This is a genomic window from Streptomyces paromomycinus (genome assembly GCF_003865155.1).
Classification (GTDB): Bacteria; Actinomycetota; Actinomycetes; order Streptomycetales; family Streptomycetaceae; genus Streptomyces; species Streptomyces chrestomyceticus.
This window is the reverse complement of record NZ_BHZD01000001.1, coordinates 5,146,744-5,161,171: the sequence shown is the minus strand read 5'-3', so window position 1 is coordinate 5,161,171 and position 14,428 is coordinate 5,146,744. Positions and strand designations below refer to the sequence as shown.

The 14,428-nt window shown below is 69.7% G+C and carries 13 protein-coding genes; 3 read left to right on the top strand and 10 right to left on the bottom strand.

Annotation, left to right across the window (positions count from 1 at the left end; all coding sequences use genetic code 11):
- Window positions 1–2: 2 nt before the first annotated feature.
- The 5 genes from OEIGOIKO_RS21860 to OEIGOIKO_RS21840 form a co-directional block, all read right to left on the bottom strand.
- Entirely contained in the window at window positions 3–653 is a 651-nt protein-coding gene (locus OEIGOIKO_RS21860; RefSeq protein ID WP_030023236.1) for a hypothetical protein, read from the bottom strand.
- 51 nt (window positions 654–704) lie between these two features.
- Window positions 705–1,382, bottom strand: a complete 678-nt coding sequence (locus OEIGOIKO_RS21855) for a GntR family transcriptional regulator (protein ID WP_125055464.1) — start codon at window positions 1,380–1,382, stop codon at window positions 705–707.
- Window positions 1,383–1,562: 180 nt separating this feature from the next.
- A complete protein-coding gene (locus OEIGOIKO_RS21850) occupies window positions 1,563–2,927 on the bottom strand; it encodes an aspartate aminotransferase family protein (RefSeq protein WP_125055463.1) in 1,365 nt (454 codons plus the stop codon).
- A 402-nt stretch (window positions 2,928–3,329) separates the two neighbouring features.
- Window positions 3,330–4,133 carry a polyphosphate polymerase domain-containing protein gene (locus OEIGOIKO_RS21845; protein ID WP_125055462.1) on the bottom strand — a complete coding sequence of 268 codons (804 nt, stop codon included), beginning with the start codon at window positions 4,131–4,133 and terminating at the stop codon, window positions 3,330–3,332.
- The gene (locus OEIGOIKO_RS21840; protein ID WP_125055461.1) at window positions 4,130–4,804 is read right to left on the bottom strand and encodes a DUF4956 domain-containing protein; all 675 of its coding nucleotides are present in this window, start codon (window positions 4,802–4,804) and stop codon (window positions 4,130–4,132) included. The genes OEIGOIKO_RS21845 and OEIGOIKO_RS21840 overlap by 4 nt, the downstream gene beginning before the upstream one ends.
- A 201-nt stretch (window positions 4,805–5,005) precedes the next feature.
- Between OEIGOIKO_RS21840 and OEIGOIKO_RS41715 the strand changes: the two genes are divergently transcribed.
- The 3 genes from OEIGOIKO_RS41715 to OEIGOIKO_RS41710 all read left to right on the top strand — a co-directional run bounded on the left by OEIGOIKO_RS41715 (window position 5,006) and on the right by OEIGOIKO_RS41710 (window position 7,622).
- Window positions 5,006–5,176: a hypothetical protein gene (locus tag OEIGOIKO_RS41715; protein ID WP_170251799.1), complete on the top strand. Its 171-nt coding sequence runs from the start codon at window positions 5,006–5,008 to the stop codon at window positions 5,174–5,176.
- A 260-nt stretch (window positions 5,177–5,436) separates the two neighbouring features.
- Complete coding sequence (locus OEIGOIKO_RS21835) at window positions 5,437–7,389, top strand: serine/threonine-protein kinase (RefSeq protein ID WP_246177475.1); 1,953 nt, start codon at window positions 5,437–5,439, stop codon at window positions 7,387–7,389.
- Between the two features lie 56 nt (window positions 7,390–7,445).
- Entirely contained in the window at window positions 7,446–7,622 is a 177-nt protein-coding gene (locus OEIGOIKO_RS41710) for a hypothetical protein (RefSeq protein ID WP_218040004.1), read from the top strand.
- 278 nt (window positions 7,623–7,900) lie between these two features.
- On the opposite strand, the gene OEIGOIKO_RS21830 is transcribed toward OEIGOIKO_RS41710, so the two are convergent.
- The 5 genes from OEIGOIKO_RS21830 to OEIGOIKO_RS21810 form a co-directional block, all read right to left on the bottom strand.
- The gene (locus OEIGOIKO_RS21830) at window positions 7,901–8,674 is read right to left on the bottom strand and encodes a M48 family metallopeptidase (protein ID WP_246177474.1); all 774 of its coding nucleotides are present in this window, start codon (window positions 8,672–8,674) and stop codon (window positions 7,901–7,903) included.
- A gap of 49 nt (window positions 8,675–8,723) precedes the next feature.
- Window positions 8,724–12,443: a type I restriction endonuclease subunit R gene (locus OEIGOIKO_RS21825; protein WP_170251795.1), complete on the bottom strand. Its 3,720-nt coding sequence runs from the start codon at window positions 12,441–12,443 to the stop codon at window positions 8,724–8,726.
- A 137-nt stretch (window positions 12,444–12,580) separates the two neighbouring features.
- Window positions 12,581–12,862, bottom strand: a complete 282-nt coding sequence (locus tag OEIGOIKO_RS21820; RefSeq protein WP_125055459.1) for a hypothetical protein — start codon at window positions 12,860–12,862, stop codon at window positions 12,581–12,583.
- Between the two features lie 572 nt (window positions 12,863–13,434).
- A complete protein-coding gene (locus OEIGOIKO_RS42960) occupies window positions 13,435–13,545 on the bottom strand; it encodes a DUF397 domain-containing protein (RefSeq protein ID WP_246177473.1) in 111 nt (36 codons plus the stop codon).
- Window positions 13,546–13,557: 12 nt separating this feature from the next.
- On the bottom strand, window positions 13,558–14,409 hold the full coding sequence (locus OEIGOIKO_RS21810; protein ID WP_170251794.1) for a DUF5753 domain-containing protein: 852 nt from the start codon (window positions 14,407–14,409) through the stop codon (window positions 13,558–13,560).
- Between the last annotated feature and the right edge of the window lie 19 nt (window positions 14,410–14,428).

Below are 14,428 nucleotides of genomic sequence, written 5' to 3'. Positions count from 1 at the left end.
CGTCAGCTGAAGACGATCATCGACCCTTGGCCCAGGCTGCGCGTGGCCGCCGCGTGCAGCCCCAGCCAGACGTGCCGCTCCCGCGCGAACGGGCTGTCGTCCGGCGGCAGCCCCTCCACCCGTTCCTCCAGCGTGGTGGGCCGCGACGGGGCCTGCGGCGCGGCCGGCGGATTGGCCGGATCGATGCCGATGGCCGGCGCGACCAGTTCGAGGTCGCGCAGCAGGCCGTGCGCGGAGCCCAGCGGCCCGCCGCCCTCCAGGAGTTCGTCGGTGGCCAGCGGGTGCGGGAAGTCGACCGGGACGTACGCCCCGGCGTGGTCGTAGTGCCAGACCAGGTGCGACTGCTGGGCCGTGGTCTCGAACATCTCCAGCAACTGCTCGTAGTCGCCGCCCAGTTCGTCCACCGGTGTCACTTCGAGGCCGCAGATCTTCAGCAGGTACGCGCGCCGCAGGAAGTGCAGGGCGTCGTAGTCGAAGCCCGCCACCGGGGCGACGTCCCCGGAGAGGCCGGGCATGTAGCTGAAGACGGGGACCGGCGGCAGCCCCGCTTCCGTGAGGGCCTGGTCGTAGGCGGCGATCTCTTCGGAGAAGGGGTTGTCGGGGCTGTGGCACAGCACATCGACAAGGGGGACCAGCCACAGGTCACATGCCACGAGACGAGACTCGCTTCCAGTCGGGTGGGGGGCGGTCGGGACAGCGTAGTGCTACCCGGGTCCACCGACGAGGGCGAGGGAGTGCTCGTTGTACTCGCGTACCAGCCGTTGTGCCTCGGACAGGTCGTGCCGGACGACGGCGCTGACCAGATCGCGGTGACCGTGCCACAGCCGCCCGCGCAGATCCGGCTCGCGCCGCAGCAGCGGCACGGCGAAGACCCAGCTCTGGACCCGCACCCGGTCCAGGAAGTCACTGATGTACGGGTTTCCCACCAGACTGCCCAGTTCGCGCCAGAAGCGCAGGTCGTACCCGATCAGTACGTCCATGTCACCGGCCCGCGCGGCCCGTTCGGCCTCCTCGGCACGGCGCCGGATGGACATCATCACCGAGGGCGGCACGGTGCTCAGCGCCCGCTCCGCGCGGGTGCGGAAGATGCCCTCGACGATCAGGGTGCGGGCCTCGATCATGGCCCGGTAGTCGGCGGCGGTGAAGGCGTGCACCCGGAAACCGCGGTGCTGCTCGACGTCGAGGAGGCCCTGGGCGCACAGGTCGAGCAGGGCCTCACGCACGGGCGTCGCGGACACCCCGTACTGTTCGGCGATCTCCTTGACCGTGAACTGGTCTCCGCAGGGCAGCCGTCCGGCCAGCACCTCGTCGCGCAGCGCGTCGGCGATCTGCTGGCGCAGGGTGTTGCGCCGTATGACTCCGCTGCCTGGGCCGGCGGGCATCGTGTCCGTCTCCTTCGGCGGCCGCGGGGCCCGGGGGCCCGTGCGACCGCATGGTCCGTAGACCGCGCAAGGAGAGCGGCCCTCGCCCTCACGATAGGCGAGGGGGACGGGCGGGGCGACGGTGGCGCGGGGAGTGGCCCGGGGCAGCCGGGGCGGCCGGGCCCCGGCCCGCGCCCGTTCTCAGCGTGCGTGCGTGTGCCCGTCCGCCACCGACAGGGCCGCGTCCAGGGCCGCCAGGCCCTCCTTCGCCTCGGCCTCCGTGACGGTGCAGGGCGGCACGACGTGCGTACGGTTCATGTTCACGAAGGGCCACAGGCCGCCGCGCTTGCAGGCCGCCGCGAACTCGGCCATCGGCCCGTTGGCCGCGCCCGACGCGTTGTACGGCACCAGCGGCTCGCGCGTCTCCTTGTCCTTGACCAGCTCCAGCGCCCAGAAGACGCCCAGGCCGCGCACCTCGCCCACCGAGGGGTGGCGCTCCGCGATGGCGCGCAGCTCCGGCCCGATGACCTTCTCGCCGATCTCGGCGGCGTTCTCCACGATCTTCTCCTCGGCCATCGCGTTGATCGTGGCGACGGCGGAGGCGCAGGCCAGCGGGTGCCCGGAGTAGGTCAGCCCGCCCGGGTAGGGGCGCTGGTCGAAGGTGGCGGCGATCTCGGCGGAGATGGCGACGCCGCCCAGCGGTACGTAACCGGAGTTCACGCCCTTGGCGAAGGTCAGCAGGTCCGGCGTGACGCCGAAGTGGTCGGCGGCGAACCAGTGGCCCGTACGGCCGAAGCCCGCCATGACCTCGTCCAGGACGAAGACGATGCCGTACCGGTCGCAGATCTCGCGGACACCGGCCAGGTAGCCGGGCGGCGGGACCATGATCCCGGCGGTGCCGGGGACGGTCTCCAGGATGACCGCGGCGACGGTCTGCGGGCCCTCGAAGGCGATCGTGTCCGCCAGGTGCGCGAGGGCGCGCTCGCACTCCTGGGCCTCGTTCTCCGCGTGGAAGGGCGAGCGGTACAGGAACGGCGCCCAGAAGTGCACGACACCGGCCGACGCGGTGTCGGACGGCCAGCGGCGCGGGTCGCCGGTCAGGTTGATCGCGGCGGCGGTGGCGCCGTGGTACGAGCGGTAGGCGGACAGCACCTTGGTCCGGCCGGTGTGCAGCCGGGCCATGCGGACCGCGTTCTCCACGGCCTCGGCGCCGCCGTTGGTGAAGAAGATCTTGTCGAGGTCGCCGGGGGTGCGCTCGGCGACCAGCCGGGCGGCCTCGGAGCGGACGTCCACGGCGAAGCCCGGTGCGAGGGTGCACAGCTTGCCGGCCTGCTCCTGGATCGCGGCGACGACCTTCGGGTGCTGGTGGCCGATGTTGGTGTTGACCAGCTGGGAGGAGAAGTCGAGGTAGCGGTTGCCGTCGTAGTCCCAGAAGTACGAGCCCTCGGCGCCGGCCACCGGCAGCGGGTCGATCAGGCCCTGCGCGGACCAGGAGTGGAAGACGTGCGCGCGGTCGGCGGCCTTGACCGCCGCGCCTGCTGCCGGGTCGGGTTGCGTCGTGGTCACGGGCACTACCTCGGATCGCTCGGGCCCGCCAAGGGGCACGGTACGGCGGACGCCTTCAGCCTAGGGACGCGCGCGGGGCGTGAGGTACCGACACTGTGTATGGCGCTCACCACGGGTGCGGACAGATTGTCGGTGGGGCTGTAGGAAACTCCAGGGCGCACGAGACGGCTCAGGGAGACGGGTCCGGGGAGACGGGTCCAGGGAGACGGCTCAGGGAGACGGCTCCTTCGTCGTCATCGTCAAGCCTCTCGGGGCTGCTCAGTTGGACGCCCCCATCAAGGCGGCACCCCGGCACCCCGGCACCCCGGCACCCCGGCACCCCGGCACCGGAACCCGCACCGCGCGACGGCGGACGGCCCGGCCCCCGCACACCGCCGCGCCCGAGGCGCACGGCCCCAGCCTCTAGGCCGCGGCCCGCGGAAACGCCTCCCGCACCGCCCGCCGCCACTGATTGGACGTCAGGCCGGGCCGCAGTGCCGCCATCGCCCCGCAGTACTTGGTGAATTCGGCGGCCCGCAGCCCGTAGGTGTGCAGCAGCCGGTCCGCCTCCGTCAGGTGGCCGGTGACCGCGGACTTCGTCTCGACCAGGACCAGTCCGCCGTCGGCCCGTACGCTGCGGCCGGTGCCCGCGTCCCGGCACACCAGATCCGCGTCGCAGGTGATGCGCTGCTCGTCCGCGACGAAAGTGGCGCGCCGGTAGTCGGTCACCAGCGACGGCACCAGTTCGCCGGGGGCGGCGATGCCGTACGTACCGTGCAGGACGGAGGCCAGGAAGCCGCGCGGGCCGCGCCCTAGCGTCGCTTCCCCGGGCAGCAGCGGCTGCCGCCGCTTGAGCGTCTCGCCGCGCCGTCCCTTGAGCTTGATCTCGAACTGCCGCTCCCCGGAGTCCTCGTACAGCCGCTCGCGGATCTTGTAGCGGTAGCGGCGGCCCTGCCGGTGGTCGTGGAAGGTCTGCAGGCCGGGGGTGTCGTAGTAGACGGAGTGGTAGCCGAACCAGCGGCGGCCGTTGATGCACAGCGCCTGGAACGGGCCGCCGGGGCGCCGCGGGTCGGTCAGCCGGGCCGCGAAGTCCGCGAAGATCCCGACCGGTACGAGGTAGCTGCGGTCGATGCGGGCCATCAGCTCCGCGCGGGCCTGGAGCTCGGAGAGGGGTATCGGGCGCGCCGCCATGGCGGCGCGGGCGATCGCCCGTACGGCGGGAATCACACGGTCTCCTCGGAAAGGGGACGGGGCTTCGGGTGCGCGGGGGAGCGGGTGATCGTGCGGGGCCGGTTGCGGTCGGTGCGCTGTGAGGTCGTACGAGCGGGCCTGCCGAAAGGTTCCGGCAGACGGAAGCGGACGTCCACCACCATCAGGTCCCGGACAAAGTCGATTTCCTTGACCGTCCAGGCGCACGGCTCGCCGCCGAGCCGCCGCGCCAGGTCGGCGCAGAGCGCCCGCTGGTCGGTGTGGACGGCGTCGAGGGTGACGACGGTCCGGCAGGTCCGGGCCATCAGCCGCGGGTGGTCGGCGCCGTACATGACCAGGAGCAGCAGGGCGGCGAGCGTCGCCGCGACGGCGAAGCCGAGGTGCGGCAGGCCGCACAGCAGGCCCAGGACCAGGGTGGTGAAGTAGTACGCGACCTCCTCGTGCTGGATCGAGTCGGACCGCAGCCGGATGATCGACAGCACTCCGAACAGGCCGAAACCGAGGGCCGCGCCGCCCTCGCCGACCTGGGCCAGCGCCGAGACGACGGCGAACAGCGCGACGTTCAGCGCGAGGTAGGCGGGCACCAGGTCGCGGCGCCGGTGGCGCGGGTAGTAGATGGCGAACGTCAGCACGCTCACCGCGGTGAGGTCGAGCACGAGGTGGGCGGTGAGCCGGCCCAGCGTCTCCATGGCGCGTCTCTCCTGTCGGTCGCTGATCGGTACGCGTCAGACGCTAGGAACGGACGGGGCGACTCCACCCCTCTCCACGGGTTGACGCGCCCGGCCCACCCGGACGGCCGACACCCGGGCGCTCCGTTGGCAGATCCCTGTCGTAGCGGCAGGGCGCTGTCACGCGGGCGCGCCGGCGGGCCGAATCGCCCGCACCCACCGGTGCTGCGCGCGCTCACCGATGACGGTCTGTCTCCTTTGCACCGGATCAGCCCGTATCGCGCCGCGTTCGCCGCCGACCTGGCCGAACAGCTCGGCGGCACGCCGGACTTCCGCGCGGCCGTGGAGGCGGTGGAGACGCTGTCGCGCGCGCTAGATAACCTCGGCTACTGAGTGCGCCGAAGTGTGCGCTCACGCCCGCGTCCTGACGACCGTTCCGAAGTCCGCGCCCGGCCCGGCCGGCCCGGCCACACCGCACACCGGCCGCACCGCACACCGGCCGCACACGACCCGGCCCGACCACGGCCCGTACGGACACCGGGGGAACCGAAACCGGACCGTCGGCGTCGTCCGATACGTTCGCGCCTGCGGCACCGTCCCCGCAGGGCACGTCCGGGAGCACAGGGCGAACAAGCTGAAAGGGCAAGCGGAACGTGAATGAGCGCGCAGAGCGCGGCCGCCTCGGGCAGCTCGGCCCCCAGGACCCGCCGCGGATCGGGGCGTACCGGCTGCTGGGGCGGCTGGGCGAGGGCGGCATGGGCCGCGTCTACCTCGCCCGTTCCGACCGCGGCCGCACGGTCGCCGTCAAGCTGGTCAAGACCGAACTGTCGGGCCAGGACGACTTCCGGGCCCGGTTCCGGCAGGAGGTGCAGGCCGCGCGGCGCGTCGGCGGCGAGTGGACCGCGCCCGTCCTGGACGCCGACACCGAGGCCGCGACACCGTGGGTCGCCACCGGTTACATCGCGGGCCCCTCGCTCCGGCAGGTGATCACCGAGGGCCGTACGCCGCTGCCCGAACGTTCCGTACGCATCCTCGCCGGCGGGCTGGCGGGCGCGCTGCGCAGCATCCACGCCGCCGGCATCGTGCACCGCGACCTCAAGCCGTCCAACATCCTGCTCACCATCGACGGCCCCAAGGTCATCGACTTCGGCATCGCCCGGGCGCTGGAGGCGGTGACCGTCGGCGGCGGCCTCACCCGTACCAACCAGGCGGTCGGCTCGCCCGGCTTCATGTCGCCCGAGCAGGTGCGCGGCCGGCCCGTCACGCCCGCCAGCGACGTCTTCTGCCTCGGCTCGGTGCTGATGTTCGCCGCCACCGGGCGGCTGCCCTTCGGTACGTCCGACAGCGGTGTGCACGCGCTGATGTACCGCATCGCCCAGGAGGACCCGGACCTGACCGGGCTGCCGTACGGGCTGCACAGCCTGGTCGCGGCCTGCCTCGCCAAGGACCCGGCGCAGCGCCCGACGCCGGAGCAGCTCATCGCGTACACCGGGTCCGAGGACGACGGCCAGGAGCCGTGGCTGCCGGGCGCGCTCATCGCCGAGCTGGGGCGGCACGCCGTCGAGCTGCTCGACGCGGAGAACCCGAACGGCGCGTGGGACGAGTCCGGGGAGGCGTCCTGGGACAGCTCCGGAGACCTGTCCTGGGACAAGGCCGGCAACCGGTCCTGGGACGGGTCCGGTGGCCGCCCGTCCTGGGAGAGCGCCGACGGCTCCTGGGGCCGCTCCGGCGCGGCCCAGGACCGGGAGCAGACCCCCGCGCCGGCGCCGGGGCCCGTTTCGGCGCCCCTGCCGCCCCAGGCGCCCGGCACCGCGACCCCGCCGCCGTACGCCTCGGCGGGCGCTCCGACGCCCGCGCCGGCCGTCTCGGACGCCACCGCGGCACCGTCCGCCGGGGCCACCACCCACGGCCGGCGCCGCAAGAGCGCCACAGGCCGCACCGGACTCAGCGGAAGTCCGAGCCACAGCAGCCACAGTGGCAACAGCGGGCACGGCGGGCACGGCGGCCAGGGACACAACAGTCACAGCAGCCGCTCCGGCCACACCAACCGCGGTCGCACCACCGGCTCCACCGGAACCCCCCGCTCCACCGGCCGCCCCCGGACCCGCACCCTCGGCCTGGCCGCCGCCGTCGGCCTCGGCCTCGCCACCGCCGGCATCGGCATCGCCTACGTCTGGTTCAGCCCCGACGGGGACGACGGGAGCGCCGCGAAGGCCGACGGCGGCACCGTGACCGCTGCGGACGGCAAGGTCGGCAAGGCGGCGGGCAAGGAGCCCGGCGTCATCCCGCAGAAGTTCCTCGGCGAGTGGGAGACCAAGCGCGGCAAGGGCGGCAGCGACACCTACCGCTTCACCCTCACCCAGGGCGCGGTCGGCGACACCGTCCTCGCCATGGAAGCGCGCGGCGCCAAGTTCCGCTGCGAGTTCAAGGCCATCCTCATGAACGGCGGACCACCGGTACGCCTCGGCCCGACCACCGTCGTGGCGGGCCCGGCCACCAGCTGCAGCCCGGGCGCCCCCAGCACCCTGCGCCTGCAGCCCGACGGCAAGCTCCGCCGGGTCTTCGACGACGGCAAGCCGACGTTCACGTACACGAAGAAGGGCTGATGCCGGCCCGCGCGGGACATGGCGATGCCGGAACCGGGCATCCGTATGACGTGACAGTGGACCCCTGGCACGAAGCTTTGGCCCGGCAACTGGGGGACACCCGTGCCTCGTCCCGCGAACTGGTGCTCAGAAGCCGGGCACTGATCGAGGAGAACCACCGGCTGCTGGACGAGAACTACCGGCTCAGGCAGCAGCGGGCCGCCATAGTGGGCGGCTCCGAAGCCCGGCGGTAGCGGACCTGCCCCCCGCCCAAGGCTCACCACCTGCGGAAACACGAAAGCCGCGGCCCCGCTCCGGAAGGGAGCGGAACCGCGGCCCCGCACGGCTGCCGCCGACAGTATTCCGCTCCCTTAGCGCGCCAGTGAGCACGCTCCGGGTGCTTATTTCTCAACGTGCCCACACGGAGGATCGCCGCACTCTGCCGATCGCATCGAGCGACCCGATCTGAGCGCACCGTCCAGGCAGAACGTATTCACCTTCCGTTTATCAGTACCGACCGGTCCTCCGAGGCTTACGATTCATAGTCCATATCTCCCATCCACACCCTTCGACCGAGTTCGTCGAGCTCCTCCTTCAGCTGACGGCACTCCGGCAGCGCCCTGCCCAGCAGTCGCCAGTAGGCCGGTCCATGCCCGGACACCCGCACATGTGCCAACTCGTGCGCCACGACGTAGTCGACAAGATGGATCGGCAATTGGAAGGTTGCCCAGTGCAGGGAGATCACTCCGCCACCGGCCGGTCCCGAGCGATAGCTTCCCCACCGGTGCCCCAGGTCACGGACGTGTACTGCCGGTTCGGATACGTCCATCCTGGCAGCCCACGGCTGAAGCCGCCCCCGCATCCAACGCTGACCCGCCTGGCTGTACCAGTCAGCGATAGCCTTCCGCGCTCGCTTCGGGTCGGCAGCGACCGTACCGTCCAATCGAAACCGCCCCGCCACCAGCCGGACGGCAGCTCCTGACCCCTCATCCGCCGTCGCTGCCAACTGATCGTCGACGATGAGGAGCCGGTAGTCCCGCCCCAGGTAGCGATGGATCTCACCATTGCGGAGGGTGCGCACAGGGTGCAGTTGTCGGCGCTCGCCACTGAGACGTGTCTTGTCGTCGATCCAGGCGCCACTGGCGCGCACGAATTCTTCGGCTCGTCGGACCCCGCACCCATCGGGTACGTGCAGGGTAAGGGCCCTGTCACGCTCGACCGTCAGGCCCAGGCGCCGGCGGCGAAGGCTGATCCGCACCCTCAGCTCCCGCCCGTCCACGACCAGAATCCCGTTCTCGGTGAGCACGGGTTCTCCGGGGCAGGTCGATGGACGAGCGGGCTGGGAAGACATGTACCTATTCTCTCCGTGCCTCCGCCCGGAACGTGCCCAAGTGTTGTGCGGCGTATCCGGCGAGCGTCGATGCCAGCCTCTTCACTTCCTCGCGTCCATCACCCCTGCACCGGTATCCGGACGCGCGCAGTCGCTCGTAAAGGCGTGCCTCAAGAACCGTGATGTGCCTGTCCTCACCACCGAACGATGCCAGCCGGGCCTGACTGGTGATCTCGTCATACATCTCGGCGACAAGGTGAAGCAGTTCTTCCGGCTCCGGAGTGTGAAGGAGTTCGCTCTCCGCCAGCTTCTCACCAAGCAGCGCGTGCAGCCGTTGTTCCATCGGAGACAGGTGTGCGACGGCCGGGTCACTCTGCTCGGCACGCCGGGCCCTCTCCACAAGAGGGCCGAGCTTCTGGCCGATGGCATCCCAGCGCCCGGCGAACTCTTCCAGCACCCTTTCCAATTCCTGCGAGAGCTGCCGGTACACGCTCCGCTCCTCCACCGCCAGGCGTTCCTCCAAGTGGTAGCGGAGAGCCTGTACCTGTTCGGCAGCGGCCTCACGGGCCGGCAGCGTGGCGACCACCTCATCGAAGTCGGGGGCGAGGATCGACACAGGCGGAATCGCCTGCGAAACCTCCACCGCTGCGAGGTGGTCGGCGATCAGTGCCCGTACCTTGCGCCCATATCCGCGCATCGTGAAACCGCCTCCGGTGTCGTCCCGGTAGTGGCGGCGCACGCGCATCTGGAGCACGCTCCATGTCCGTACGTCGGGCAGGTGCTCCAAGGCGCCCTCGTGCGGCAGGACGCGGTCCACGGCACTCAGGAAAGCGCCGAGTGCCTTGTCGAACGCGGCCCGCTGTCCGGGGTCGGACAAGGCGAGAACAGCACTCGCCAGGCCGGCACGCGTCGTGAGGCTCTCGGCATCAATATCCGCTTCGGCAAGGAAGTCGCGGAATACGTCCGCTGTCCGGCTCAACTCAGGGATCTCGTCGGCCATGCTGCGCAGCGAGTCCAGAGCGGGCGGGTTTCCCTGGTAGGCGGCCAGGGTCACCGCGAGGTTGGACAAAACTCCGTAGTAGTCGACGACCAGGCCCTCGGTCTTGCGGCGGGCGGGACGGTTGACCCTGGCGATCGCCTGAAGCAGTTCCGCGTCACGGATGGGACGGTCCAAGTAGAGCGCCTGCTCGATGGGAGCGTCGAAGCCGGTGAGCAACATGGATTTCACGATGAGGAAGGCGACGGGTGGCGGGTCGCTCTCCTCTTTGGTGTCCCAGATCAGGTCACTCCACGGGTTCATCCCGCCGACGGAACCAGCCGGCACCGGGTCCGGCTCCCTTGGGGGCATGATGGCCCACGGGTTCTCCGGTGGTAGCTGCGGAAACGGCGCGAGGAAACGCGCGATGTGCTCGCGCTGCTTCTTCTCATCGGTCCACTCGCGCCACAGCCCGTCCTTCTGCTCCGAACCAGCAGAAATCACCGGCACGAATTCAATACGCCGCAACAGCTCCTGAAACTGCCAGGCACGCAACAAGAGCGCTTCTTCGGCGGTATACGCCTCCGGGGCCCGGCCCCGCAGGCCCTCTCGTCGCCCGCTGCGGTCAAACTCCGCAACGCGCCGCAGCAGATCCGCCCGGGCATCCAGGAAGGCGTTGCGATACAGGACGGCGGCCCGTCTGCTGACCACGGCGACCTGAGCCTTGAACCCTCCCGTGAGCGGGCCGGTGACGTAGTGCTCCAACATGTCGACCGCCTTGCGCCGGATCAGCGGCACCGACTCGGCCACGGTCCGGGAACTCGGAGTGCCGTACTTCTTCCTCACCCGCGCCCGCTCGGCATCCTCCAGCGGCTCGATGAGGTCTTCGAAGCACTGGTCCATCCGCTCCTTGTCACGCACCTCAGCCTTGGTGGTACGGCCCTCGTACCGGACAGGCACGACGACCTTGTCCTCTTCGGCTTCCGCCATGCGGTAAGTGTCGAGAAACTCCGGGTCACCGCCTGGTCCAGTGCTCGGTTCCAGGCCGAAGATGCGCCCGGTGTCGGTGAGCCTGCCCTCCATTAGTGGGGTCCCGGTGAAGCCGATCCGGGCGGCATTGGGCAGAGCCTTGCGCAGGCAGGCGTGAAGGACCGAGGTGTGGGAACGGTGGGCCTCATCGACCAGGACCAGGACGCGGTCCGAGTCGCTGCACTCGGGAAAGATCCGCTCGGCCTTGGCCAGGGTCTTGTCGTCCGGTGTGGGATCCGCGACCTCCTGGGCGTTCTCCCCCGCCGCGAGCCGCCGCCGCGCTTCGTCGAAGTCCTCGTCCAGCGCCCGGTCTTCTTTGTCAACGGTATCGCTCGCCCCATCCGTGCCACCGGGCACCAGGTCCCCGAGGAACTTCTGGATCGTCGCGAAGATCACCGCTCGACCGCCGTAGCGCCCCGCCCTACGCAACAGCTTCTCCAGGTCCGTCCTGGACGTGGCCTCACGAACGGTCGAATCGCTGAGCTCCACGGCCTTGCGAAGCTGCCGCTGGAGGTCGTTGCGGTCCGTGACAGCGACCAGAGTGATGGCGTTCAGCTGGGGGTCCGGATTCATGTGCAGGCGCCGGGCCAGGAACTGCATGGTGAAGCTCTTGCCAGCGCCCTGCGTGTGCCAGATGACTCCGCCGCGCTCGTCCCGCTCCCCGCCGGTGACGGCGCGGCTGGGACGGGAGCGCAACCGCTCGACGATCTTCTCTGTGGCCCGGTACTGCTGATGGCGACAGACCACCTTGGCCGTCTTGGCCTCGGTGACCTTTCCCTGCTTCTTCCCCGCGCCAAGGTCTTCACCAAGCGGCTTTTCGAAGACGTAATGCCGGACGATGTTGAGCAGGTTGCCGGGCTTGAGGACGATCGCAGTCAGTTTCTGTTGTAGGGTAGGCTGCTCTTCTGCTCTCAGCAGGCCCCAGCCGCGCAGCTCCCGGCGCAGTGCCGGCATGCCGTCACCACCCGGCGTATCCGGATCGCTGTAGTCCGGGGTGACGCTGCGCCACAACGCATAGTGCTCCTCCGCCGAGGAGTACGTGCCGAGCGCGGCTTCCCTTCCGTCGGCGGCGACCAGCAACTGCACCGGGGCGAACAGATGCGGTATGCCACGGGGCGCGCCCTCTCCCTGCCTGGTGTCGTCGTCCAGGGGGCGCCCGCTGTAGGCACGCAGATCGCGAACGGCCTTGCCGAGGGGGTCCTGTATGTCCGGCGACTTGCATTCGATGACGACGAGCGGGATGCCGTTCACGAACAGCACGAGGTCCAGTACGGCCGGCTTGCCATCGGCGTCACACACACGCAACTGATCCACGACGAGGTAGTCGTTACGTGCCAGGACCTCCTCCCGGCTCCCCTCCAGCGCCTCGCGCGACCAGTCGAAGAACTGCGTCTTCACATCGTGCTCGTCGGGGCCCGGGTGCAGAACACCGTGCAGCAGGAGTTCGGTGGCGTCCCGGTTTGCCTGCACCAGCGACTGCGCCGACACCTGGCGCGCGGCGCCACGCAGCCGGAGAACGGCGGCCTCGGTATGCGCGACGTCCGTCATCCAGGGCGAGGTCCGACGTACGGCGGCCCGCAACCGCCGGTCCAGCAGCACATCCCTGAAGTCGTCGCGTTCTCCCCATTGTTTGAGCCGCGCCCCCTCGATGTGCTGCCACCCCATCGCTTTGAGGTGGTCCAACAGCGGTCTCTCCGCCTCGACCTGCTCGGTCTTCCCCCCGACCGCTCCCGCAGCCATGCCCGCGCCTCCCCTGCGTACCGACGTACTGTGAACCGTGCGAGGGTCCATTGTGCGTCAGGGGCGAACGGGCGACATGGCCAAGAGGCCCGCGACCGGATCGCGGGCCCCAAGACGTACCGTCTGTGTTTTTGCGGTTAGCGGCGTCGCGCCGTGCGGACTCCCTTCCGGCAATCGGGAAGCAGGTCCGCAGGAGTGATCAGAGTCGCGGTCTCGTCGTCCAGCGCGTAACAGAGCTGAGCGTGCAGGGTTTCCGCCTCGGCAGCTGACAGATACAGCGCCACATCGGAGTCGAATGCGCCGTCACGGCGCACCCACAGATCGATGGCGAAGGTCCCGTCTTCATCATGCCGTAGGGGTTTTCTGGGGACACGGCTGACAACACGCACGGCGCCCGGTCCGTTCTTCGCCGCACTCATCAGGCCGCCACCTCCGCCCGGACCGCAACCGGCCTGCCGACGCGATGCCCGTGGATGGCCCGAGGACCGACGTCAACGCCGTCGAGGGCGAGGACGAGCGCGGTGCGGCGGGAGCGTTGTTCATGGCTGAGGCGGTAGCCGTGGGCATGGGGAGGGCGGACGATTGTTCCGCCCACCACCGGCCGGGACACAACGCTGCGCGCAGCCGGGGCGGAGGCCGCGCGGAGAACCCACGCGACGATACGGAAGACCAGGCGCACGAGTGTTCGCGCGCGCCCAGGCCGGATACGGTTACACATGCTGACGCTCCTTAACGGCGTTGGCCATGCCCCGGGTTGGTCGCACACCGCCGGGGCGCTTCCCCACGTGACTCAACGGGGCCTCGATAACCGGCGTTGAGCCAGCGCAACGCACAGCATGTCCTGCGAGTGACGTCAAACGACATGTTGTGCGAGTTGGCCACGGATTGGCATATGCCGATGCGCTGTGAGCCAACTACGCGAAGCCGTCGAACTTTCCCGTCTTGGTATCCGCCAGGAACGATCGCAACTGTTGCCGACCGGTCCGGATGGCTATCTCGGGATCACCGCCCTCGCGCAGGAACACGTCGCCCCCCACCCAGCGACTTCCACACAGCTACCGGTATCTGCCGAGTAAGACGATTTACGCCAGTGAAGTTGCACCGATACCTAATCTCAGGGCTCCTTCGCCACCTGCCGAATGAATCCAGTGGATGCTTCCGGGTCGATGGCGCGTTCACTCATACGATCGAGGACGCCACGGTAGTTCGCGAGGTAGGTCTCTGCATGGAGAAAGGTGACCCCGGTAGGGACATCGACCTGCACGGTGTCCAACTGGGGCACGGGGCCGTACGCGTACAGCGTCGATCTCCCCGCATTCGCGAATCCACCCGCTTCGAAAGGTACGACACGGACGGTAACCCCCGGCCGTTCGGACTGGCTCAAGAGGTGGTCGAGCTGCTTGCGGAGAACGCCACGGCCACCGAAGCGCATGCGCAGCGCAGACTCGTGGATCAGAAATTCACACGCTGGCGGCTCGGACCGGTCGAGCAGCCTGGCACGCGTCACCCGAAACTCGACATGACGCTCCAGCTCTGCGGGACTCATGGCCGGCACCGCTTCCCTGAAGATCGCTCGCACATAGTCGGGTTGCTGAAGCAACCCCGGCATGTGCATGATTTGAGCCGACCGCAGCGCCGACGCGTGGTGCTCCATCTCGGCGATATCCAGCAGGCTTGCGGAGAGCGAACCCCGGTAGTCGTCCCACCAGTTCGAGCCACGCTCTCTGGCCATTTCGGTGAGCGCGTCGACATACCGGGCATCCGGGCAACGGTAATTACCTGCCCAGACCCGTACTCGGTCGGTGCTGACACCAGAACGCGCCGACTCCGTGTTACTGATGGTCGTGCGGTCGGTACGGTGCAAGGTAGCGGCTTCGTTGCTTGTCATCCCGATGCACTCGCGCATCCGACGTAACTCGATACCAAGGCGGCGCTGCCGCTCTGTCAACGGCTTCCTGACGGGCACGAGAAGCCCCTTCCCAGAA